Annotated in this window: 21 protein-coding genes; 10 read left to right on the forward strand and 11 right to left on the reverse strand. The window is 68.2% G+C overall.

The genetic code is table 11. The annotated features are described in order from the left end of the window. Positions 1-128 precede the first annotated feature (128 nt). Positions 129-1,760, reverse strand: coding sequence for an L-glutamate gamma-semialdehyde dehydrogenase (gene pruA / locus D5S18_RS13335; protein ID WP_120040758.1), 1,632 nt, complete (start codon positions 1,758-1,760; stop codon positions 129-131). Between the two features lie 231 nt (positions 1,761-1,991). Here pruA and D5S18_RS13340 point away from each other — a divergent pair, with 231 nt between their 5' ends. The 3 genes from D5S18_RS13340 (at position 1,992) to D5S18_RS13350 (ending at position 4,022) form a co-directional block, all read left to right on the forward strand. Continuing rightward, the gene (locus D5S18_RS13340) at positions 1,992-3,311 is read left to right on the forward strand and encodes a S8 family peptidase (protein WP_120040760.1); all 1,320 of its coding nucleotides are present in this window, start codon (positions 1,992-1,994) and stop codon (positions 3,309-3,311) included. Between the two features lie 23 nt (positions 3,312-3,334). Next, complete coding sequence (locus tag D5S18_RS13345) at positions 3,335-3,562, forward strand: hypothetical protein (protein WP_120040762.1); 228 nt, start codon at positions 3,335-3,337, stop codon at positions 3,560-3,562. 244 nt (positions 3,563-3,806) lie between these two features. Then, positions 3,807-4,022, forward strand: a complete 216-nt coding sequence (locus D5S18_RS13350; protein WP_120040764.1) for a hypothetical protein — start codon at positions 3,807-3,809, stop codon at positions 4,020-4,022. Between the two features lie 89 nt (positions 4,023-4,111). On the opposite strand, the gene dapC is transcribed toward D5S18_RS13350, so the two are convergent. The 3 genes from dapC to D5S18_RS13365 form a co-directional block, all read right to left on the reverse strand. Further along, a complete protein-coding gene (dapC, locus tag D5S18_RS13355; RefSeq protein WP_120040766.1) occupies positions 4,112-5,221 on the reverse strand; it encodes a succinyldiaminopimelate transaminase in 1,110 nt (369 codons plus the stop codon). Next, complete coding sequence (gene fdxA / locus D5S18_RS13360) at positions 5,218-5,541, reverse strand: ferredoxin (protein WP_120040768.1); 324 nt, start codon at positions 5,539-5,541, stop codon at positions 5,218-5,220. The genes dapC and fdxA overlap by 4 nt, the downstream gene beginning before the upstream one ends. 105 nt (positions 5,542-5,646) lie before the next feature. Then, positions 5,647-8,280 carry a bifunctional FO biosynthesis protein CofGH gene (locus D5S18_RS13365; protein ID WP_120040770.1) on the reverse strand — a complete coding sequence of 878 codons (2,634 nt, stop codon included), beginning with the start codon at positions 8,278-8,280 and terminating at the stop codon, positions 5,647-5,649. Positions 8,281-8,391: 111 nt separating this feature from the next. On the opposite strand from D5S18_RS13365, the gene D5S18_RS13370 reads away from it, so the two are divergent. The 4 genes from D5S18_RS13370 (at position 8,392) to D5S18_RS13385 (ending at position 12,685) form a co-directional block, all read left to right on the forward strand. After that, on the forward strand, positions 8,392-8,889 hold the full coding sequence (locus D5S18_RS13370; protein WP_120041005.1) for a PH domain-containing protein: 498 nt from the start codon (positions 8,392-8,394) through the stop codon (positions 8,887-8,889). Then, on the forward strand, positions 8,886-10,406 hold the full coding sequence (locus tag D5S18_RS13375; protein ID WP_345789759.1) for a PH domain-containing protein: 1,521 nt from the start codon (positions 8,886-8,888) through the stop codon (positions 10,404-10,406). Before D5S18_RS13370 ends, D5S18_RS13375 begins: the two co-directional genes overlap by 4 nt. A 55-nt stretch (positions 10,407-10,461) precedes the next feature. Beyond that, positions 10,462-12,291, forward strand: coding sequence for an APC family permease (locus D5S18_RS13380; RefSeq protein WP_239003744.1), 1,830 nt, complete (start codon positions 10,462-10,464; stop codon positions 12,289-12,291). Positions 12,292-12,373: 82 nt separating this feature from the next. Next, positions 12,374-12,685 carry a hypothetical protein gene (locus D5S18_RS13385; RefSeq protein WP_120040774.1) on the forward strand — a complete coding sequence of 104 codons (312 nt, stop codon included), beginning with the start codon at positions 12,374-12,376 and terminating at the stop codon, positions 12,683-12,685. Positions 12,686-12,745: 60 nt separating this feature from the next. Here D5S18_RS13385 and D5S18_RS13390 read toward each other — a convergent pair whose 3' ends face one another. After that, complete coding sequence (locus tag D5S18_RS13390; RefSeq protein ID WP_120040776.1) at positions 12,746-13,240, reverse strand: glutathione peroxidase; 495 nt, start codon at positions 13,238-13,240, stop codon at positions 12,746-12,748. A 174-nt stretch (positions 13,241-13,414) separates the two neighbouring features. On the opposite strand from D5S18_RS13390, the gene D5S18_RS13395 reads away from it, so the two are divergent. Beyond that, a complete protein-coding gene (locus tag D5S18_RS13395) occupies positions 13,415-14,254 on the forward strand; it encodes an SDR family oxidoreductase (RefSeq protein ID WP_120040778.1) in 840 nt (279 codons plus the stop codon). Here the strand turns inward: D5S18_RS13395 and D5S18_RS13400 are convergent. From D5S18_RS13400 to typA, 6 genes are all read right to left on the reverse strand, one after another. After that, complete coding sequence (locus D5S18_RS13400) at positions 14,200-14,589, reverse strand: hypothetical protein (protein ID WP_120040780.1); 390 nt, start codon at positions 14,587-14,589, stop codon at positions 14,200-14,202. The two genes, D5S18_RS13395 and D5S18_RS13400, sit on opposite strands and share 55 nt — an antisense overlap. Then, complete coding sequence (locus D5S18_RS35320) at positions 14,586-14,744, reverse strand: hypothetical protein (protein ID WP_203236717.1); 159 nt, start codon at positions 14,742-14,744, stop codon at positions 14,586-14,588. Before D5S18_RS35320 ends, D5S18_RS13400 begins: the two co-directional genes overlap by 4 nt. Before the next feature lie 23 nt (positions 14,745-14,767). Beyond that, positions 14,768-16,237, reverse strand: a complete 1,470-nt coding sequence (locus tag D5S18_RS13405; protein WP_120040782.1) for an amino acid permease — start codon at positions 16,235-16,237, stop codon at positions 14,768-14,770. A 108-nt stretch (positions 16,238-16,345) separates the two neighbouring features. Then, complete coding sequence (gene mshB / locus D5S18_RS13410; protein WP_120041009.1) at positions 16,346-17,221, reverse strand: N-acetyl-1-D-myo-inositol-2-amino-2-deoxy-alpha-D-glucopyranoside deacetylase; 876 nt, start codon at positions 17,219-17,221, stop codon at positions 16,346-16,348. After that, the gene (locus tag D5S18_RS13415) at positions 17,218-18,948 is read right to left on the reverse strand and encodes an ABC transporter family substrate-binding protein (RefSeq protein WP_120040784.1); all 1,731 of its coding nucleotides are present in this window, start codon (positions 18,946-18,948) and stop codon (positions 17,218-17,220) included. The genes mshB and D5S18_RS13415 overlap by 4 nt, the downstream gene beginning before the upstream one ends. Positions 18,949-19,103: 155 nt before the next feature. Further along, positions 19,104-21,002 (reverse strand): translational GTPase TypA, encoded by a 1,899-nt coding sequence (typA, locus tag D5S18_RS13420; protein WP_120040786.1) that lies wholly within the window; start codon positions 21,000-21,002, stop codon positions 19,104-19,106. Positions 21,003-21,148: 146 nt separating this feature from the next. On the opposite strand from typA, the gene D5S18_RS35325 reads away from it, so the two are divergent. Together D5S18_RS35325 and D5S18_RS13425 are read left to right on the forward strand one after the other, a co-directional pair. Then, positions 21,149-21,325, forward strand: a complete 177-nt coding sequence (locus tag D5S18_RS35325) for a hypothetical protein (protein ID WP_203236718.1) — start codon at positions 21,149-21,151, stop codon at positions 21,323-21,325. Positions 21,326-21,380: 55 nt separating this feature from the next. Continuing rightward, positions 21,381-21,668, forward strand: a complete 288-nt coding sequence (locus D5S18_RS13425) for a 4a-hydroxytetrahydrobiopterin dehydratase (RefSeq protein ID WP_120041011.1) — start codon at positions 21,381-21,383, stop codon at positions 21,666-21,668. The last annotated feature ends 1 nt before the right edge of the window (position 21,669 follow it).

Raw genomic sequence — 21,669 nt, forward strand, 5'->3', positions numbered from 1 at the left:
GACCGGATGCTGCGCGCCATCGGCGCCGTGCACGGCCGAATGCCGGAGCAGCTCAGGATGTTCCCGCTCAATGCCTACCTGTACGACATGCGCAGACGACTGCGGTCGGGACGACCGCTCGTCTAGATTCAGCCCATGTGCGGGTAGCGGTAATCCGTTGGGGGGATGAAGGTTTCCTTGATGGTGCGCGGGGCCACCCAGCGCAGCAGATTCAACGGTGAGCCCGCCTTGTCATCGGTGCCGGAGGCCCGCGCGCCACCGAAGGGCTGCTGCCCGACAACCGCGCCGGTAGGCTTGTCATTGACATAGAAGTTGCCCGCCGCGAAACGCAGTGCGGCCCCGGCCTGTTCGACGGCATCGCGGTCGGTGGCGAAGATCGCGCCGGTCAGCGCGTAGGGAGCAGCGGATTCCGCCTCGGCCAAAATTGCCGCGTACGAACCGGGTTCGGCGTCGTCATAGACGTGCACCGACAGGACGGGACCGAAATACTCGGTGGCGAAGGATTCGTCGCGCGGATCCTCGACCAGCAGTACGGTGGGACGCACGAACCACCCCTCGGCATCGTCATAGGTTCCACCCACGGGGATGGTGATCCCGGCAGTGCGCGCCCGCTCGATGGCGTCCACATTCTTGCGGTAGGCGCGCGCATCGATCAGCGCGCCACCGAAATTCGCCAGGTCGGTGATATCGCCGTAGCTCAATTCGGCTGCCTGGCCGAGGAATTCCTCGCCCATCTCGCGCCACACCGAACGCGGGATATAGGCGCGCGAGGCGGCCGAACACTTCTGGCCCTGATATTCGAAGGCGCCCCGAATCAGCGCCGTACTCAGGGCGGCGGGATCGGCCGAGGCGTGGGCCACGATGAAATCCTTGCCGCCCGTCTCCCCGATCAGGCGCGGATAGCCGTGGTAGCGGCCGAGATTCGCGCCGACCTGCTGCCACAGGTAGCGGAATGTCGCGGTGGATCCGGTGAAATGGATACCCGCCAGCCGGGGATCGGTGAGCGCCACCTCCGACAGTTCGATCCCGTCACCGGTCACCAAGTTGATCACGCCGGGCGGCAGACCGGCCGCCATGAGCAGGCGCATGGTGTGGTGCGCGGCCAGGGTCTGGGTGGGCGATGGCTTCCACACCACGGTATTGCCCATCAGCGCGGGCGCGGTCGGCAGATTCCCGGCGATGGCGGTGAAATTGAACGGGGTGATGGCGTAGACGAAACCCTCCAGCGGACGGTAGTCCATCCGATTCCAGACACCCGGACTCGACTGCGGCTGCTGCCCCAGGATCTCGGCGGCGAAGGCCACATTGAAGCGCCAGAAGTCGACCAGTTCGCACGGTGCGTCGATTTCGGCCTGAATCGCCGATTTGGATTGACCGAGCATGGTGGCGGCGGCGATGGTCTCGCGCCACGGGCCGGCCAGCAGATCCGCCGCGCGCAACAGGACGGCCGCGCGGTCCGCGAACGGCATTCCACGCCAACCCGGCGCGGCGGCGGTGGCGGCCTCGATCGCGGCACCGGCCTCGGAATGCGTTGTGTCGGTATAGGTTCCGAGCACCTGACGGCGGCGATGCGGTGCGGTGATCTCGCGGCGGGCGCCGATGCCGCGGCGGGATTCGCCGCCGATCACCAGCGGCACGTCCACCGGTTCGGCCGACAGTTCGGCGAGCCTGGCGAGCAGGCGCTCGCGCTCCGGACTGCCCGGCGCGTATCCGTGCACCGGCTCGTTCGCGGGCATGGGGACTACCGTGGCCGTGTCCATAACCCAAGGTTAGTGGGTTGTGAGGCACCGGCTGGTGCGTGGAATCCGGCGCGCCGTCGGCATTTCCGCCCGGATGTCGGGCAAACCCGCACCCAGTTCGCAACGCGGCTCCCGCCACCGCGGGCCGGTATCCGCTCCGGTCGCCCATTTGTTAGAACTACGGCGCGTCGCGACCCCGCGTGTTCCCCGGTTCGGCCGGCCGTTCGACTGCGCCCGCCGCATTATTGCTGTATGCGCGTGCTCATTCAGCTTCGTCCGACCTCCGATCTGATTGCCGCTGTTGCCGATCCTGCGGTGCGGGTCGATTCCTCCGACGTCCTTCCCGATCGACTGGAACTCCGATTCGACCCGCACTGGGAACCGGTCGCGGTGCCCGAACCGGGCCACGACGGTGTGCGGGCCACCTTCTCCATGGCACCCGACCGGGCCTCGGTCGTGGTCCGCGCCGAGGTGGCCGACGCACCGGAAGCCCGGCGGATCGGCGAACATCCCGCGATAGTCGGGGTTTTCGCCGACCCCGATATCGAGGGCTTCCTGACTTGCGGCGGCACCCCGGCCGTGGGGACCTGGACCGATGTCGCCGCACTGCTGCGCGCCGAGGACCTGGCCGCCGCCGGACTCACCGGCGCGGGCGTCGCGGTCGCGGTGGTGGACACCGGAATCAATGCCGACCTGGTGGGTCGGGTGCGGGGCTCCGCGCCGACCATCGATGCGGAGCGCAGTTGGAATCCGGTGGGCGTCACCGGAACTGCGGGACAGTTCCCGGTCGACCACGGCAGTATGTGCGCCTTCGACACGCTCATCGCCGCACCGCAGGCCACCCTGCTGGACTATCCGGTGCTGCGCAGCAGACGTCAGGGCGGCAGCCGCATGGCGGGGCTACTGTCCGATGCCCTGGCCGGATACGCGCGACTGCGCACGGTGCTCACCGATCAGCCCGAGGCCACCCGAGCGCTGGTGGTCACCAATAGCTGGGGCGCGTTCTCGCCCGACTGGGATTTCCCGGTCGGCGATCCCGGCAACTACTCCGACAATCCGTCGCATCCGTTCAATGTGATAGTCGGCTCCTTGGAAGCCGCGGGCGCGGATATCCTCTTCGCCGCCGGAAACTGCGGCCGGGATTGCCCGGACGGCCGCTGCGAATACCTCGACAAACCGATCGGCGGAGCCAATTCGCATCCGAGCGTGCTCACCCTCGGCGGTGTGGACACCTCCAATACCAGGGTCGGTTACTCCTCGCAGGGGCCGGGCAGGCTCGCCGATCGCAAACCCGACGTGTGCGCCTACACCCATTTCCTGGGGTCGACGGCCTTCGGCGACGACGCACCGGATACCGGGACCTCGGCGGCCACCCCGGTCGCGGCCGGTCTGGTCGCCGCCATCCGCACCCACTGGTCGGCCACCGCACTGCCCCCGGCGCAACTGCGGGATCTGTTGCGGCGCACCGCGATCCACCACGGCGGCCGCGATTTCGACTACGACTATGGCTACGGTGTCGCCGATGCGGCGGCCGCGCTGCGGGAACTGCGACGCCTCGGGACGGCAGTGTAGTGGGCAAAGAGTAGCGTGGAACCATGCCGCTGCTCACCGTGAGGCTGCCCTCGGACGCGACCCTGGCCGACGCCATGCGCGCCCTGCGGCTCGGGGATGGCGATGTGGATATCGCGTACGGACTGATCCCCGTCGACCCGCTACAGGGCCTCTACGCCCTGCGGATCACCGATGACGCCGCCGAGCGCATCGATCCGCAGGGTGACGGTTCCCAACTCTTCTCCGATCCCCCGATCGGCCCGGCCTCGTAATCTGCCGAACCCGCTGCCCGCACCGGCAAATCCGGCTCAGTCCAGGGCCGCTCGGCGAGGTTCGTTGGGTCGCGGCGGCAAGCAATGCCGATGCCCCTGCCAGGGTATTGGACAGCTCAATCGGGTTGGCAGTCGAAGCACAGATGGTTGGTGCTGCACCCGTGGGCATCGTGATCGCCCCGACCGCAATAAGCAGAAGCACGGACGCAAGTAGCAGTTCGAGTCGAGCTAGAGGGAACCAACCATGAATTCCACCGAATACCAGACGCTGCACTTCGCCCGGGCGAACCCTGCCGGCCCGGACCAAGCCAACGTGCCTGCCCTGCTGCGCACCATCGCATCCACGATCGAGGGCCTCGGACCAGTTACCGTCGGGGACCTGATCCTGCACAACGAGGTCACCGCAGACGGGAACTGGCCATCGATCACCGTCTACTACAGCAAGGACGCCAGCGAGTAACGCCGTTTTGTCCCGAGAGGCTGGTCCGATTCATCGGGTTGGCCCCTCGATGACCGTTGCGATAGCCGATGGGGCAGCGCGCGACTGCCTCAGCCGTGTAGCCGCTCTGCGGCCGCGGCGATGCGCTCGTCGGTCGCGGTGAGGGCCAGCCGTACGTGCTCGCCGCTGTTCGGTCCGTAGAAATCGCCGGGTGCGACCAGAATGCCGCGCTCGGCGAACCAGTCGAGGGTGTCGCGGCACGGCTCACCCCTGGTGACCCACAGGTACAGGCCGGCCTCGGAGTGGTCGATGCGCAAACCCGCGCCCGCCAACGCCTTTCGCAGGATTTCCCGGCGGGCGCGGTAGCGCTCCCGCTGCCGGGACTCGTGCTCGTCGGCGCTCAGCGCCGCCGTCATGGCGGCCTGGATCGGGAAGGGCACCATCATGCCGGAATGTTTGCGGACCTCCAGCAGTTCGGCGACCAGCGCCTGATCTCCGGTGACGAATCCGGCCCGGTAACTGGCGAGATTCGAGGTCTTCGACAGCGAATGGATGGCCAGCAGGCCGGTGTGGTCGCCGTCGCAGACCTCCGGATGCAGCAGCGAAACCGCCGAACCCTCCCAGGTCAGGCCCAGGTAGCACTCGTCGGAGGCGACGATCGCGCCGCGCTCGCGGGCGAAGGCCACCACCTTGCGCAGATGGTCGACACCGAGCACCCGGCCGGTGGGATTCGACGGCGAGTTGAGGTAGATCAGCGCGGGCGACTCCGGACCCGAGCGGGTCACACCGTCGGCACGCAGGATGCGGGCGCCCGCCAGCAGCGCGCCCACCTCGTAGGTGGGGTAGGCCACCTCGGGGATGACGACCAGATCCGACGGCCCGAGCCCCAGCAGCCGGGGCAACCCGGCAATCAGTTCTTTGGTCCCGATGACCGGCAGCACCGCCGCCGGATCGATGCCGGCGACGCCGTAGCGGCGGGCCAGCGCCGCCACCGCGGCGGCGCGCAGTTCGGGCGTGCCGTGCGTGGTGGGATAACCCGGCACGGCCGAAACCGAATCGAGCGCGACGCGGATCAGCGGATCCACCGGGTCCACCGGGGTGCCGACCGAGAGATCGACCAGACCACCCGGATGCGCGGCGGCCCGCTCCCGCGCGGAAACGATGGTGTCCCAAGGGAAATCGGGTAGCCGACCGCTCACCCGCACGCGCTCGGATCTCATTCGTTCGCCATCGGCGGGAGTTCTCTGATCAGCGGCGGGTCGAAATCCACCACACCGACCTTGGTCGCGCCGCCGGGCGAACCGAGATCGTTGAAGAAATCGACATTGGCGTTGATGTAGCCGGCCCACTGGTCCGGGGTGTCGTCCTCGTAGAAAATGGCCTCCACGGGGCAGACGGGTTCACACGCACCACAGTCCACGCATTCGTCGGGATGGATGTACAGCATGCGACCACCCTCGTAGATGCAATCCACGGGGCACTCCTCGATGCACGCCTTGTCCTTCACGTCGACGCACGGTTCAGCGATGATGTACGGCACTGCCGCTCTCCTAGTCTGTCCTCACCTCGGGATTACTCCGCCCGCGCACAGTATCCCGGCACCCGACACGTTACTACCGGCCAGCCTTGCCTAACTTCGCCGGTCTCAGCCCACTGTCAGCGGCAGTCCCGTCTTGGGCGCGCCACCGTTGGGCATACCGTAGAGTGTCGTGCGCTCGCGGGTGGGCCTGCCGATGCCGGCGGCGATATCCTCCAGTTCCGCAACGGTTTTCGCGGAGCCGTGCTGGGAGCCCGCCATCCGGGAGATGGTCTCCTCCATCAGCGTGCCACCCAGATCGTTGGCACCGCCGTTGAGCATGATCCTGGTGCCCGCTGTCCCCAACTTGACCCAGCTGGTCTGGATATTGCGGATACGGCCGTGCAGCATGATGCGCGCCAGCGCGTGCGCGGCCCGGTTGTCCCGGATGGTCGGGCCGGGGCGCGCCGCGCCCGCGAGGTAGAGCGGTGCGCTCTGATGGACGAACGGCAACAGCACGAATTCGGTGAATCCGCCGGTCTCGTCCTGGATTCCGCGAATCACCCGCAGGTGACCCACCCAGTGCTTCGGGTTGTCGACGTGGCCGTACATCATGGTGGAACTCGACGGCAGACCGACCCGGTGCGCCGTGCGGATGACATCCACCCAGGCCGAGGTGGGCAGCTTGCCCTTGGTGAGCACCCAGCGCACCTCGTCGTCCAGGATTTCGGCCGCCGTGCCCGGAATCGTGTCCAGTCCGGCCTCTTTCAGCGCGACGAGCCAATCCTCGACGCTTTGACCGCCGCGCGAGGCCCCGTTGACGATCTCCATGGGGCTGAACGCGTGCACATGCATCTGCGGCACTCGCCGCTTGATCGCGCGCACCAGGTCCGCGTAGCCGGTGACCGGCAGTTCGGGATCGATACCGCCCTGCATGCAGATCTCGGTGGCGCCGTCGACATGCGCCTCCCAGGCCCGGTCGGCGACCTCGTCGGTGCTCAGGGTGAAGGCGTCGGCATCGCCCTTGCGCTGGGCGAAAGCGCAGAAGCGGCAGCCCGTGTAGCAGATATTGGTGAAGTTGATATTGCGATTGACGACGTAGGTGACCTCGTCGCCCACCGTGTCGCGGCGCAACCGGTCGGCCAATGCGGCCACGGCGTCGAGGTCGGGACCGTCGGCGGTGGCCAGGGCCAGGTATTCGGCATCGGTGAGGCCCGCCGGATCGCGCTCGGCGGAGCGCAGCGCGGCCAGCACATCGGCGTCCAGGCGTTCGGGTGCGGCGGCGCTCAGGTCGCGGACCTGTTCGCGAATGGTGTCCCAGTCGCCGAACGCGCCGACCACCTCGGTGTCGAGCGCGGAATCGCTGCGGCTCACCGTATTGCGGCCCTCGGAGTCGATGGCGGTGTTGAGGTTCACCCGGCCCGCCGACTCCCACGACTCGTCCGGTTCCTGCCACGGCAGGCCGACCGGAATCGCGTCGGGGCGCGCCAGACCCGTCGCCGGATCGGTCAGCGCGGCCACATGCGCGCCGATCCGCGGATCCACCCACGGATTGCCCGCGCGCACATATTTCGGATGCGCGGAGGTGCGCTCCACGAGTTCGTAGCCCGCGGCCGCGGTGATCTCGTGCAGCGTGTCCAGATTCGGCCACGGCCGTTCGGGGTTGACGTGATCGGGCGTGACCGGGGAGACGCCGCCCCAGTCGTCGATGCCCGCATCGATCAGCGCGCGGCACTCCTCGTGCGAGACCAGATTCGGCGGGGCCTGCACCGGCACATCGGGACCGAGCACCAGGCGGGTGACGGCGATGGCGGCCAGGAACTCCTCGAGCTCGGCGTCGGGCGCGGCGCGCATGGCGGTGTCGTCCTTGGCGCGGAAGTTCTGGACGATCACCTCCTGGATATGCCCGAAAGCCTTGTGCTGCTTGCGAATCGCCATGATCGAATCGGCGCGCTCGGCCAACGTCTCGCCGATGCCGACCAGGATGCCGGTGGTGTAGGGCACCGACAGGCGGCCCGCGTCTGTGATGGCGCGCAACCGCACCTGCGGGTCCTTGTCGGGGCTTCCGTAGTGGCAGTTGCCCTTCTCGGTGAACAGGCGGGTGGCCGTGGTCTCCAGCATCATGCCCATGGACTGGGCAACCGGCTTGAGCCGCGAGATCTCCTCCCAGCTCATCACGCCCGGATTGAGATGCGGCAGCAGACCCGTCTCCTCCAGCACCATGATGGAGACGGCGCGCAGATAGTCCAGGGTGGAGTCGTAGCCGCGCTCGTCGAGCCACTGGGCGGCCTCGGGCCAGCGCGCCTCCGGCCTGTCACCCAGGGTGAACAGCGCCTCCTTGCAGCCCAGGGCCGCGCCGCGCCGGGCGATCTCCAGCACCTCGTCCGGCTCCAGGAACATGCCCTTGCCTTCGGCGCGCAGTTTGCCCGGCACCGTGACGAAGGTGCAGTAGTGACATTTGTCGCGACACAGCCGGGTCAGTGGGATGAAGACATTGCGGCTGTAGCTGAGCTGTTTGGGGCGACCCGCCGACTCCAAGCCCGCATCGCGCACCCGCGCGGCGCTGCTCATGAGATCGCGCAGGTCCGCGTCGCGGGCGTGCAGCAGCACTGCGGCCTCGTCGACGTTGAGCGTCACCCCATCACGCGCCCGGCGCAACGCGCGGCGCATGGCCGAAGCATTGGGCCGAGCGGATTCGACCGTGGCGTTGGGCCGATCGCGATCGGCGGCGGGGTCTGGCAGTTCGGTCACGTCCTCGATCATGCGCCTACCATCCGGACCTGTCTCCTTCCAGTACCTATGAGCCTGCTCAACCGCGTGGCGCGTCACACTATTCCGCGCGGCGGGTAGGCCGCCCGTGGAACCATGGCGGATATGTCGCAGACACCGACCGTCATGGCCGGCCCCGCGTGGCGTCCCAGTTCCAAGGCCAAACTGCTGTGGACCGCTCAGGCGGTGCTCGGCTGGGTGATTCCCTTCGTGGCCCAAGCGATTTGGGCGCTGGTCGACGGCGGGCACCGAGGCGCGCAACTGCTGGTGCTCGGCATCAGCCTGGTGCTTGCCGTCGTCAGTATCGGAGTGATCCCGTGGTGGCGCTACGCGGTGCACCGCTGGGAGATCACCGACGAGGCCGTCTACACCCGTGTCGGCTGGATCACCCAGGAGAGCCGCGTCGCCCCGATCTCCAGGGTGCAGACCGTGGACACCGAGCGCGGCCCACTGGAGCGACTGCTCGACCTGGCCACCGTCACCGTGACCACCGCCTCCTCGGCGGGCGCGGTCACCATCTCGGCGCTGGACCGCCCGGTGGCCGAGCGCACCGTGCGGCAACTGACCGAGATCGCGGCCAGACATCGGGGCGACGCCACGTGACCGAGTTCCCCGCCCCCGAAATCCCGTGGCAGCGGCTGGATCCGCGCATGCTGCTGGTGCATCCGGTCTACGAGGTGGCGCGCTACATTCCTGTCGTCATCGGCACCGTGGTGGTGGGCACCCGCGCCGACAACCCGCTGTGGGGTCTGATCCCGCTGCTCGTGATCGTCGGGTTGGCGGTGAGCCGCTGGTTCACCACCACCTACCGGGTCGGGCCGACACATGTCGAATTGCGCACCGGACTGCTGGCGCGCAAACGACTCGCGGTGCCGCGCTCGCGGATTCGCTCGGTCGATATCCAGGCCGATGTGCTGCACCGGGTCCTCGGCCTCGCGGTGCTGGCCATCGGCACCGGCCAGGCGGAGGCGAAGGACAAGTTCAAACTCGACGCGCTGGACGCCCGGCTGGTCCCCGCACTGCGTCAAGACCTGCTGGCACACACGGAGGCTCCGCATCAGGACGAATCGGGCCGCGAATTGGCTCCGACCGCCCCCGGTGATCAGCGCGAGATCGGACACTGGCGGGCGAGTTGGGTGCGCTACGCGCCGCTGTCGCTGACCGGATTCGCCCTGTTCGCGCCGCTGGTCGGTCTGGCCTTCCAATACGGCATCGGCCAAGCGCTTTTCCGCTCCGACGCGGTGCGACGCCTGCGCGAGGAGACGACGCTGCTGCTGGCCGCCATCATCGCCGCGCTCGTCCTCGCGCTGATCGCGGTGGTCTGTCTGGCCGCGTGCGCGCGATATCTGGCCACCTACTACGGACTCACCGTGCTCGACGACGGCAAGACGCTCAATATCCGACACGGACTGTTCACCACCCGCCAGATCACCATGGACCTGGCGCGTTTCCGGGGCGCGACGGTGAACGAGCCGCTGCTGCTGCGGTTGGCGGGCGGCGCGGAGCTCGAGGCCATCATGACCGGGGAGAAGCCGAGGGTGAAGATCCTGCCGCAGTCCCCGAGGGGCGCGGTGGACCACACACTGGCGCACCTGTTGTCGCGCAACGGATCTCAGCAGCTCGACCTGGCCGCACCCGGATCCATGCCCGCGCTGGCGCCGCTCGCGGCGCACGGTCCCCTCGCGCGGCGCCGCCGCTACACCCGCGCGCTGGGGCCGGTCGTCCTGGTCGCGGTGGTCATGCTGATGGCGCGGCTGACGTGGGTGGAATTCGGGCCGTGGTGGTGGCTGCTGCCCGCGGTGGCGGCCCTGGTCGCGGTCGCGCTCGCGGGCGACCGCTATCGCGGTCTGGGCCACGCGGTGCTGCCCGCCGCCGACGGCGCGCCGACCTGGCTGGTCACCCGATCCGGATCGCTGGATCGCGACCGCGACTGTCTGGAGGCCCCCGGCATCATCGGCTGGACCGTGCGCCAGAGCTTCTTCCAGCGTCGATCCGGGGTGGCCACCGTCATCGCCGCCACCGCCGCGGGCAAGAAACGCTATGCGGTGATCGACATTCCGCTCGAACAGGCGTGGGCGCTCATCGAGCGGGTGACACCGGGACGACTCGGCGCGCGCTGAATCGCTGTTGTGTCGCTGATCGATCGGCACGCGGGCACCCCGTTCAATGGAGCACGTGGTTGACACGCTGGAGCGCACCCCGGAACCGAGGATCGCCGACCGCAGGGTCCGCCGCCTGCAGCGCGGGGACAAATACCGGCTGACCGCGCTCGGCGGGCTGGCGGCGCTGTCGCTGGACGCGCTGTCCAGCGTCGCCTACGGGCCGGAGGCCATCGTCCTGGTCCTGATCGCGGCGGGCGAGGCGGCCGTGTCGTGGACGCTGCCGATCTCGATTGCCATCGCATTGCTGCTGCTGGTGCTGGTGCTGTCCTATCGGCAGGTCATCGCGGTGCATCCCGATGGCGGCGGCGCGTACGCGGTGGCCAAACGGCATCTGGGCCGCTGGGCCAGTCTGCTCGCGGCGGCGAGTCTGGTGGTCGACTACGTGCTCACCGTCGCGGTCAGTCTCGCGGCGGGCGCGGCCAGCCTGGCCAGCGCCTTTCCGGCGCTGTCCGACCATCTGCTGCTGGTGACGCTGATCGGGCTCGCGGTGCTCACCCTGCTCAACCTGATCGGGGTGGCCGAATCGGCGAAAGTGCTGATGGGACCGACCATCCTGTTCGTGGTGCTGATCTTCGCGATCATCGCGGTCGGCCTCTTCCGCTGGGAGCCGGTGACCATCGGCACCGATCGGACACCCTTCGTCGCGGTCGAGGGACTGGGCGTCGTGCTGCTGCTCAAAGCGTTCTCCGCGGGCTGCTCGGCGCTGACCGGGGTGGAGGCCATCGCCAACGCGGTGCCCGCCTTCCGCACCCCCGCCGTGCGGCGCGCCCAGCACACCGAGGTCGCGCTCGGCGTCCTGCTCGGCGCCATGCTGCTCGGGCTGGCCTGGCTGATCCGGCAGCACCATGTGGTGCCGCGCGGCGAGGTGACCATCCTGGCCCAACTCTCGGCCGGCGCCTTCGGCACCGGCTGGCTGTTCTATCTGACCAACCTGTCGGTGACCCTGGTGCTGGTGCTGGCCGCGAACACCAGCTTCGGCGGCCTCCCGGTCCTGCTGTCGCTGCTGGCCAAAGACCGCCGCGTGCCCTCGCTGTTCGGATTGCGTTCGGAGCGGCCGGTTTTCCGCTACGGCGTGGCCGCGCTGGCCGGACTCGCCGCCGTGGTGCTGCTCATCGTCGACGCCGACACCCACCGGCTGCTGCCGGTGTTCGCCATCGGGGTGTTCATCGGATTCACCATCAGCCAAACCGGTTTGGTGCGGCATTGGTATCGCGAGCGCGGTCGCGGTTGGGTCTGGCGGGCGGTGCTCAATGGCTTCGGCGCGATCCTCACCGCCGTCGCGCTGGTGGTGCTCTTCGCCGAGAAGTTCGCCGAGGGTGCGTGGCTGCTGCTGATCATCGTGCCCGCGCTGGTCATCAATTTCGCGCGCACCGAGGACTACTACGGCCAAGTCGCCCAGCAACTGCACCTGGGAAGGATTCCGCCGCGACCCAATCCGGATGCGGCGAACAAGGCCCTGGTGGTGGTTCCGGTCGTCACCATGAGCGAGGTGACCGCGCGCGCGATCGAGGCGGCGCTGCGGATGCGCGGCGAGATCATCGCCGTCGCCGCCGAAATCGATCCCGCCTCCACCAAAAAGCTGAGCGCGCAATGGAAACGGTGGGATCCGGGCGTGCCACTGAAGGTGCTGCCCTGTCCGCATCGCAGCCTCGTCAACACCCTCGTCGGCTATGTGCGCGCGCAGACGCAGAAAGGCCGGGCCGTCACGGTGCTGCTGGCCCATATGGAGGCCGACCGGTGGTGGCATCGTCCGCTGCACAATCCGCGCGGGCCGGTGCTCACCGCCGCCCTGCGCGCCCGCACCGACGCCGTCGTCGCGACCTTGGCGGTGCGTCTGGACTGAGCACTTGGCCTGCGGGGCGCGGCCACGTAGCGTGTGCTGCGCGGTATCCAGCGGAATCAGCCCAGCGGCAAGGAGATTCATCATGAGTTTTGTCCGGACCACGGTATTCGTGGGTTTGGCCGCGGCGGCGCTGTCCGCGCTCGGCGCGACGACGGCTTCGGCCGAGCCGATCGACTACGGCCAGGCCGGACACGAGGCGTGCGCGGCGGCCGGTCTGGAGTACACCGAGGCCATCTACCTGCCCGGCACCCGGCCCGCGACGGTCACCTGCCACCGCGCGGGCGATGACACGGTCATCTGGCTGCCGATGGCGGCGGGGGTCCCCTGCGAACTCGGCCCGCTCGCGCGCAAGCCAGGCGTGTCCGACGGCCAGGGCAACTGCGTCAAGGGTTAGTTCGACTGATGGGGGCGGCGGCCCGCCCCCAATCGTCGACCGCGGCAGTGCGGATCCTGCCTACTGCGGCAGTACGCCTTCGATCGCGGCCACCAGCGCCGTATCGTGCGGATCGGTGCGCGGACCGAAGCGGCCCACGATCTTCCCGTCCGAGGCGAGGACGAATTTCTCGAAATTCCAGGTGATATCCCCCGCCTTGCCCTCGGCGTCGGCCACCTCGGTGAGCGCCGCGTACAGCGGATGCCGCCCCGCGCCGTTCACCTCGGACTTCTCGGTGAGCGGGAAGCTGACACCGTAGGTGGTCGAACAGAATTCGGCGATCTCCTCGGCAGTGCCCGGCTCCTGTCCCCCGAACTGATTGCAGGGCACGCCCACGACGGTGAACCCGCGCGGCCCGTACTCCGCCTGCAACTGCTCGAGCCCGGTGTACTGCGGTGTGAGCCCGCATTTGGAGGCCACGTTCACCACCAGTGCCGCCTTGCCGTCGGTGATCGCACCGAGCGTCGTCGGCTCGCCCGCCAGGGTATTGACGGATATGTCGAGAATATTGGTCACGGCTGTCCTCTCCTCGGGTGTCGCTGCGACAGTAATCCAGCGCTGCCCGTTTGCAGCGCCCCGACGTCGCCGGTAATTCCGCTGCCATGGAAACCGCTCATGTGACGCAACGGAATTCGCCCGGCATGATGGTCCCTGGCGCCCGAGGGCGGTGCCGGTGCGGGAGGGATTTCGATGACAATTCTGGTGACCGGTGCGACCGGCAATATCGGCCGCAAGGTCGTGGACCGGTTGCTCGCGCGCGGCGCGGACAAGGTGCGCGCGCTCACCAAGAACCCGGCGGCCGCCCGGCTTCCGGCAGGTGTCGAGGCGGTCGAGGGCTATCTGCGGGACGTGTCGACACTGCCCGCGGCCTTCGCCGGGGTCGAATCGGTCTACCTCGCACCGACTCCGGAAACGGCTGTCGACGTGCTCGCGCTGGCCGCGAAGGCGGGTGTGCGCCATGTGGTGGATCTGAGCGGCGAGCCGGAGAGCTGGTGGGGTGGGGTGAGCGCCGCGGTGGAGAACAGCGGCCTGGCCTGGACTCACCTGTGGCCCGCCGACTTCATGGAGAACACCCGCCTGTGGGTGGCGCAGATCCGGGCGACGGGCACGGTGCGCGAACCGAATCCGGCGGCGGCCACCGCGCCGATCGCCATGGACGATATCGCCTCGGTCGCCGCCGCGGCGCTGCTCGAACCGGGCCACGAGGGCAAGGCGCACCTGCTGATGGGGCCGCAGATCCTGACCAGGGCCGAGATGGTGCGGCAGCTCGGCGCGGCGCTGGGTCGGCAGATCGGATTCGTCACCGCGTCACGGGAGGAGTCCATCCTCGCCTACACCTCCGCGCTGGGGGCCAAGGCGCAGTGGTATGTCGACAATGTGCTCGGCTACCTCGGCGAGGATCCGCAGCTACCCACCGAATCCGTCGCCGCGATCACGGGCACGCCGGGGACGACCTTCGCGCAGTGGGCCGCCCGCTACGCGGTCGAACTCTTCGCCGACGCGCCCGCCCGCGCATTGACTCGGAAATAGAGCAGCGCCAGCGGCGGGATCAACCCGAGCAGCACCAGTGCGAGCGTGCGCCAATCGCTGAGCAGCAGCACCGAACCGCCGGGACCGGAACTCGCGCAGACCAGGAAGCCGAGCATCCAGGCCCCGAGCGGAAGGAACGCGACCGACAGGCGCGCAGTCACCGTGCGCACGCCAAGCACGATCAGCACATTCGCCACGCCCGCGACCAGCGCGGTGATCGGGAACGGCACGGCGCCCAGGTAGCTGGGCAGGAAAAGCACCTCCAGCACCAAGGTGATGAAGGCGTCGAGGGTCAGCAGCCCGAGGATCACGGGCGCGAGCGGGCGCGCGATCACGGCACCGGAGGAAAGCCGAGCAGCGTCAACAAGTGGCTCTGCAGATCGACGAAGCCGTACAGCGCCGACAGATACATCTCGTGCTGGGCGGGCCAATTCGGGCGCATGCTCTCCACGAAGGCCACGATCGCGTTCTGCAGATCCCAGTTGTACACCGAACGAGTGTATTCCGACCGGCCTACTTCTCCCCGTCCATCGGGATATTGGCGACCACCGGGAATTCGCCGGTGTAGCCCATGCGCTGTTCGGCGATGGCCAGGACCCGCCGCCGCGCCGCGAACCAGCCGAGGATCAAGGCCGGGATGATCACCACCAGCGAGGCCACCGTCCAGGTGCCGACCGGGTAGTCGAAGGCGGTGAGCACCACCACGAACACCAGGAACACCAGTGTCAGCAGTCCGGTGTAGGGCGCGCCGAACATGCGGAACGACGGACGCTGCACCCGCCCCGCTTTCCACCAGCGCCACAACTGCAACTGGCACAGCACGATGGTGGCCCAGGAGGCGACGATGCCCAGCGAGGCCATATTCAGCACGATCTCGAACGCCTGATGCGGCACGATGCCATTGAGCGCGATACCGCAGAGCGCGATCAGGCTGGTGAGCAGGATGCCGCCGTAGGGCACACCGTTGCGGCCCATCACCCCGGTGAACTTCGGGGCGCTGCCGTTCATCGCCATCGAGCGCAGGATGCGGCCCGTCGAGTACAGACCCGCGTTCAGGCTGGAGAAGGCGGCGGTGAGCACCACCAGATTCATCACGCTGCCGATACCGGGCACGCCGAGGGTGGTGAAGAAGGTGACGAACGGGCTCTCGCTGGCCTTGTAGCTGGTGTAGGGCAGCACCAGCCCCAGCACCACCAGCGAGCCGACATAGAAGACGGCGATGCGCGCGATCACCGAATTGATGGCGCGCGGCATGATCTTGGCCGGATTCTCCGTCTCCCCCGCCGCGGTGCCCACCAATTCGACCGCCGCGTAGGCGAATACGACGCCGGAGGTGACCACCACCAGCGGCAGCACGCCGGTGGGGAACAGGCCGCCGTGGTCCAGCACCACCTGCGGGCCGGTGGGATGTCCGTCCACCTTGAACCGGCCGATGAGGAAGACGGCGCCGACGATCAGGAACGCGCACAGCGCGGTGACCTTGACCAGCGCGGCCCAGAACTCCATCTCGCCGAACCACTTCACCGAGATGAGGTTGACCCCCAGCACGATCACCAGCGCGATCAGCGCCAGCAGCCACTGCGGTACGGCGGTGAATCCGGCCCAGTAGTGGAAGTACTGCGCGATGGCGGTGGTGTCGGCGATACCGGTCATGGACCAGTTGAGGAAGTACATCCAGCCCGCGACGAATGCGGCCTTCTCGCCGAAGAATTCTCGGGCGTAGGAGACGAACGATCCGGAGGACGCCCGGTGCAGCACCAGTTCGCCGAGGGCGCGCAGGATGAGGAAGACGAACAGTCCGCACACCGCGTAGACGAGGAACAGACCCGGCCCTGCGGTATTGAGTCGTCCGCCCGCGCCGAGGAATAGGCCGGTGCCGATCGCGCCGCCGATGGCGATCATCTGTAGCTGACGAGGTTTGAGGCTCTTGTGGTAGCCGTGGTCCTCGGCTCCGAGATGTGCCGCGTCACCGACCGCTGTCATGGATCGCCGAACCCTCCGGGATTGATATCAGGGACGCATGCACGGTACCCGCCCCGCCGAATCGGGCGGACAGCAACCCGGCGGCTACAAATCTGGAATACGGGAGGTTCAGAGTCCGGCGAAGAGATCGTGCTCGCGGCCGTCCGACCCGACCGGCCCCCGCGGTCCGCGCACCAGGATGAAATGTTCCTCCGGAAGCACCGGCTGAGCGACATAGTTGGACAGCGCGAAATCCCGACCCGAGGGCGCTACCAGGACTTGAGTGGCATGCGCACGCAAGGCGGCGCGTTTGGCGGCCAGCACTTCGGAGACCTCGATGGTGGTGGTCACCGTCTCGCTGGGCACACTGGCCAGCTCCCCTTCGGCGGGAAGTCGCCACCCCGGCGGCAACGCGCCCGGCAATTTGTCCGCGGTGCGCCCGGCCAGCGCCGCGGTATGCGCGCCGAGCATCGCACCGTCCGTCACGGTCCAATAGAACTTAGGTGTGTCCCAACCCTTTTCGGCTGCCAGACGCACCGCGTCGGTGGCGACCTCATGGGCGCGAATATGGTCGGGATGGCCGTAGCCGCCGCGCGGGTCGTAGCCGACCACCACCCGTGGCCGCAATTCGAGCAGAATTTGAACCAGCTCGTTCACTGCTTCTGAACCAGAATGGATGAACGCACGCGGATTAGCCGCCGAGGCGGTGCCCGCCATCCCGGAATCGCGCCAGCGACCGGCGCCGCCCAGGAAGCGCGGCGGGGCGGCGTCCAATTCGGCCAGCGCCCTGGTGAGTTCGAGAATTCGGTAGCCGCCCAACTGATCCGCCCGGTCCGCGGTCAGACCCGCCCACCGCTCCCCGATGACCTCGCCCTCCTCGCCGAGGGTGCAGGTCACCACCGTGACCGGGACGCCGCGACGGCGGTAGAGCGCGATGACGCCGCCGGTGGTGATGGACTCGTCATCGGGGTGCGCGTGCACCAGGACCAGGCCGCCCTCGGTCACGGCAGCACCCGCCACTGCGCGGCATCACCGAAGATGCCGACCTGACTGCTGCCCGTCATAGCCACACCATCCACCCTGGGACTCGCGGCGGCGACGACCGTGTCCTGCACGATCGGCAACACCGTGGACAGCGCCCAGAGCCGGGGCTCGGCCTCGGCCAGCGCGCGACCCACCTCGATCCCGTGCAGCGCCTCGTCGATCGTCGGCTGCAGACCCGGATCGCACACACCGGACAGATTACTCGGCGCGAGTTTGAGCTGCTCCGAATCGGGTTGCGAATTTCCGTTCGGGACAGGGGGATTCGGCGGCGGACAACTGTAGCGGGAGGCCAGTGCGGTACCGGGATCGGTACCCGCGACCTCCCAACCGACCAGCGCGTCCACCCCGCCGTCGGCCAGTTCCTTGCCGTAGAGGGCGTCGGCGGCCACGCTGCGCACCGTGGCATCTATTCCGGCACTGCGCAATTGGTCGGCGACGGTATTGGCCACCGCGAGCGCGGTATTGTCACCCGCCACCGCGCCGATCCGAATGGCAAGGGTCCTACCGTTTTTCGCCACCGAGCGGGGCAGCGGGGCCGGTGAGGTCGGCGAGGCGGGCGGCGGCGGTTCCGGCGCTCGGCCGAAACCCGCCTCGGCCAGCAGCGCGAACGCCTCGTCCGCCGAAGGGCGCGGCGGCGCGGTGGGCGCGTAACCGGGATCGGCGGGCGCGAGCACCTGCGCGCGCACCGGCTCCACCCAACCGCCGGTATGCGCGCCGACGGTGGCGAGCAGACCGGGATCCAGCAGTGCCAACACCCCGCGCCGCACCCTGGGATCGCTCATATCGCCGGTGCGCCCGTTCAAGACCAACTGCAACTCGCGCGACTGCGGCAACACCGAGGTCCGCACCGACGGAATGGCAGCCAACTGCGCCTGGGTAGCCGCACCACCGTGTACGAGCGCCATCTGAGCATCATTGGTGCGCAGCGATTCGGCCAACTGCGCGGTGGTGCCACCCCGGCGCAACCGGATCTGATCCGGCGCGGCCGGCGTGCCCCAGTAGCGGTCATTGCGCTCGAGCAGGATCTCGTCGCGCTCCTGATCCACCGACTTCACGCCGAACTGCCCGCCGGACACCTTGATCTGCTTGAGCCATCCGGTCTGGAACCCGCCCGGCGAATCCTTCACCAGATGCGAGGGCAGCAGATTGCCGAACAGTTCACGCCAGGCCGGATACGGCCGGGACATGGTGACCGTCACCGTTTTTCCGCCCCCGGAGGAGGCCACATCGGTGATCAGGCGATAACCCGCCGCATCGACCACACCCGGCTGACTGATCATCTGCTGCCACAGGAAACGGAAATCCTCGGCCGCGATCGGCGCGCCATCGGACCAGTTGGCCTGATTGCGCAGCGTGTAGGTGACGGTGAACGGCTCCTGCGCGGTGACCTCCGCCGAGACCAGCAGACCCAGATCCGGCTGCCAATCGGTCGCCGCAGGCACCGCGTGATTCGGCATCGGGCGGAACGGACTCGGCAGCACCATCGAAGCCACCGCCGAGGTCGCGGTCGACTGGTCCGCGCGCAGATGCGGATTGAAGCCGATCCCGATGTCGTCGATGGCCACCACCACCGTGTTCTTGGTGGGTTTGGGGAGGGTCGTCTTCGGCGCGCCCGTGACCTCCACCGGGGGCGGCGGATTCGCGGTGCAGCCCGCGAGCACCGACACCGATGCCGCCACCGCCAACATGGCGCACAGCGCCGTGCGCCCGGCCCCCGATCTCACCTTCGGCACTCTACCTCGCACTTTCTTCCGGACCGTGCGACGCGCGGCCCGCCGACGTCACCCCCGAGGCGGGCCTTGCGGCCTTGCCCCGGGGTTCACCTTAATTGTGCGAGAAGCGGTTACAGCGCCGCGCGGTCGCGGGCCTTGCGACGGGAGAGCTCCCTGGCCCGGTCGTTGGCGCTCAGGATCACCTTGCGCACCCGGACCACCTCGGGGGCCACCTCGACGCATTCGTCGCCCGAGCAGAACTCCATCGCGCCCTCCAGGTCCAGCACCAGGGGCCGGGCCAGCGTCTCCAGCACATCGCCGGTGGAGCTGCGCATATTGGTGAGCTTCTTCTCACGGGTGACGTTGATGTCGAGATCCTCCGCGCGCGGATTGATCCCGACGACCATGCCCTCATAGGTGTCGGCGCCGGGCTCGACGAAGAAGGTGCCGCGGTCGGCCAACTGCGCCATGGCGTATCCGGTGACGCTGCCCGCCCTGTCGGAGACCAGCGAACCGGTGTGGCGGGAGCGGATCTCGCCCGCCCAGGCCGCGTAGCCGTGCGAAACCGCGTTGGCGATACCGGTGCCTCTGGTCTCGGTGAGGAAGTCGGTGCGGAAGCCGATCAGGCCGCGCGAGGGCACGATGAACTCCATCCGAACCCAGCCGTGACCGTGATTGGTCATCTGGACCATCTTGCCCTTGCGGGCGGCCAGCAACTGGGTGACCGAACCGAGATGCTCCTCGGGCACGTCGACGGTCAACTCCTCGAACGGCTCGTGCACCTTGCCGTCGACCTGGCGGGTGACCACCTGCGGCTTGCCGACGGTGAGTTCGAAACCCTCGCGGCGCATGGTCTCCACCAGGATGGCCAGCGCCAACTCGCCGCGGCCCTGCACCTCCCAGGTGTCGGGGCGCTCGGTGGGCACCACGCGGATCGACACATTGCCGACCAGTTCCTGATCGAGGCGGGCCTTGACCAGTCGGGCGGTGAGTTTGGTGCCGCCGTTGCGTCCGGCCAGCGGCGAGTTGTTGATGCCGACGGTGACCGAGATGGCGGGCTCGTCCACGCTGATGCGCGGCAGGGCCACCGGCTGCTCCGGATCGGCCAGGGTATCGCCGATCATGATGTCCGGGATGCCCGCGACCGCGACGATATCGCCCGCCACCGCCTCCTCGGCCGGATTGCGTTCCACGCCGACGGTGGTCAGCAGTTCGGTGATCTTGATCGACTTGGTGCCCTCGGCACTCATCCAGGCCACGTTCTGACCCTTGCGCAGGGTGCCGTTGTGAATGCGGACCAGTGCGAGACGCCCCAGGAACGGCGAGGCGTCCAAGTTGGTGACATGGGCCTGCAGCGGGGCGGTGGGATCGCCCTTCGGCGCCGGGACGTAGCTCATCAGCACGTCGAACAGGGCATCCAGATTCTCCGCGTTCGGCGCGTGGCCGTTCTCGGGGGCCTCGGTGGACGCCTTGCCCTCGCGACCGGAGGCGTAGAGCACCGGCAGATCCAGCGCCAACTCCGCCGCCTCGGCGGCCTCGTCGTCCAGATCCGACGCCAGGTCGAGCAGCAGATCGTGGCTCTCCTCGACGACCTCGGCGATGCGGGCGTCGGGACGGTCGGTCTTGTTGACCACCAGGATGACCGGCAGCGAGGCGGCCAGCGCCTTGCGCAGCACGAACCTGGTCTGCGGCAGCGGCCCCTCCGAGGCGTCGACCAGCAGCACCACGCCGTCGACCATGGACAGGCCGCGCTCGACCTCACCGCCGAAATCGGCGTGGCCGGGGGTATCGATCACATTGATGATCGTCACCGAGCCGTCGCCGTGATGCCGGTGCACCGCGGTGTTCTTGGCGAGAATGGTGATGCCCTTCTCGCGCTCGAGATCGCCGGAGTCCATGACCCGGTCGACCGGCTCGGCTCGCTCGGCGAAGGCGCCGGACTGGCGCAGCATGGCGTCGACGAGCGTCGTCTTGCCGTGGTCAACGTGGGCCACGATGGCGACGTTGCGAAAATCGCGTGCAGACGACACGCCTGAATCCTCCTGCTGTCGGTGGTGATGACCTGCGCCGGCTCGGTGGAATGGGTGTTCCGACACCAGACGCTCGGCCAGCTACACACTACCGGTAGCGCCGCCGGTCATCGCGGCGCGGCGGACTTAGGCTACGCTAAGCAACTGTGGGCAAGGTCAAGGCGAAGCATGTTTCCGGCCTGAAGCCGAAGAAGAAGTGTTGTCGAAAAAAGCAGCGCTGCCTCAAATGCCCTGTGGTCATCATGCGGATGAAACGCCTGGAAGCCGCAGGTGTTTGCGGCAAAGCACTCAAAAAAGGACTCGAGCAGGCGCGCGCGTCCTGAATTCCGGCACGGCGAAATTCCGGTGTGCGGGCATCGGGTGGAGTACAACCGGACCATGAGTCCAGCACTGCTGACAGAGACCGATCTCACGCAAGCCTTGACCGGATTGCCGGGTTGGACCGGTTCGGTCGCAGGCATATCCCGCACGATTACCGCGCCGAGTTTTATCGACGGCATCGACCTGGTGCGCCGGGTGGCCGCCGCCGCGGAATCGGCCGATCATCACCCGGATATAGATATTCGCTGGCGCAAGGTCACCTTCACGCTGTCCACCCACGTTTCCGGCGGGGTGACGGCGCTGGATATCGCCCTGGCCGAACAGATCGACCGGTTGGCCGAATAAT

Origin of the sequence: Nocardia panacis, assembly GCF_003598715.1 — a bacterium.
Lineage (GTDB): Bacteria > Actinomycetota > Actinomycetes > Mycobacteriales > Mycobacteriaceae > Nocardia > Nocardia panacis.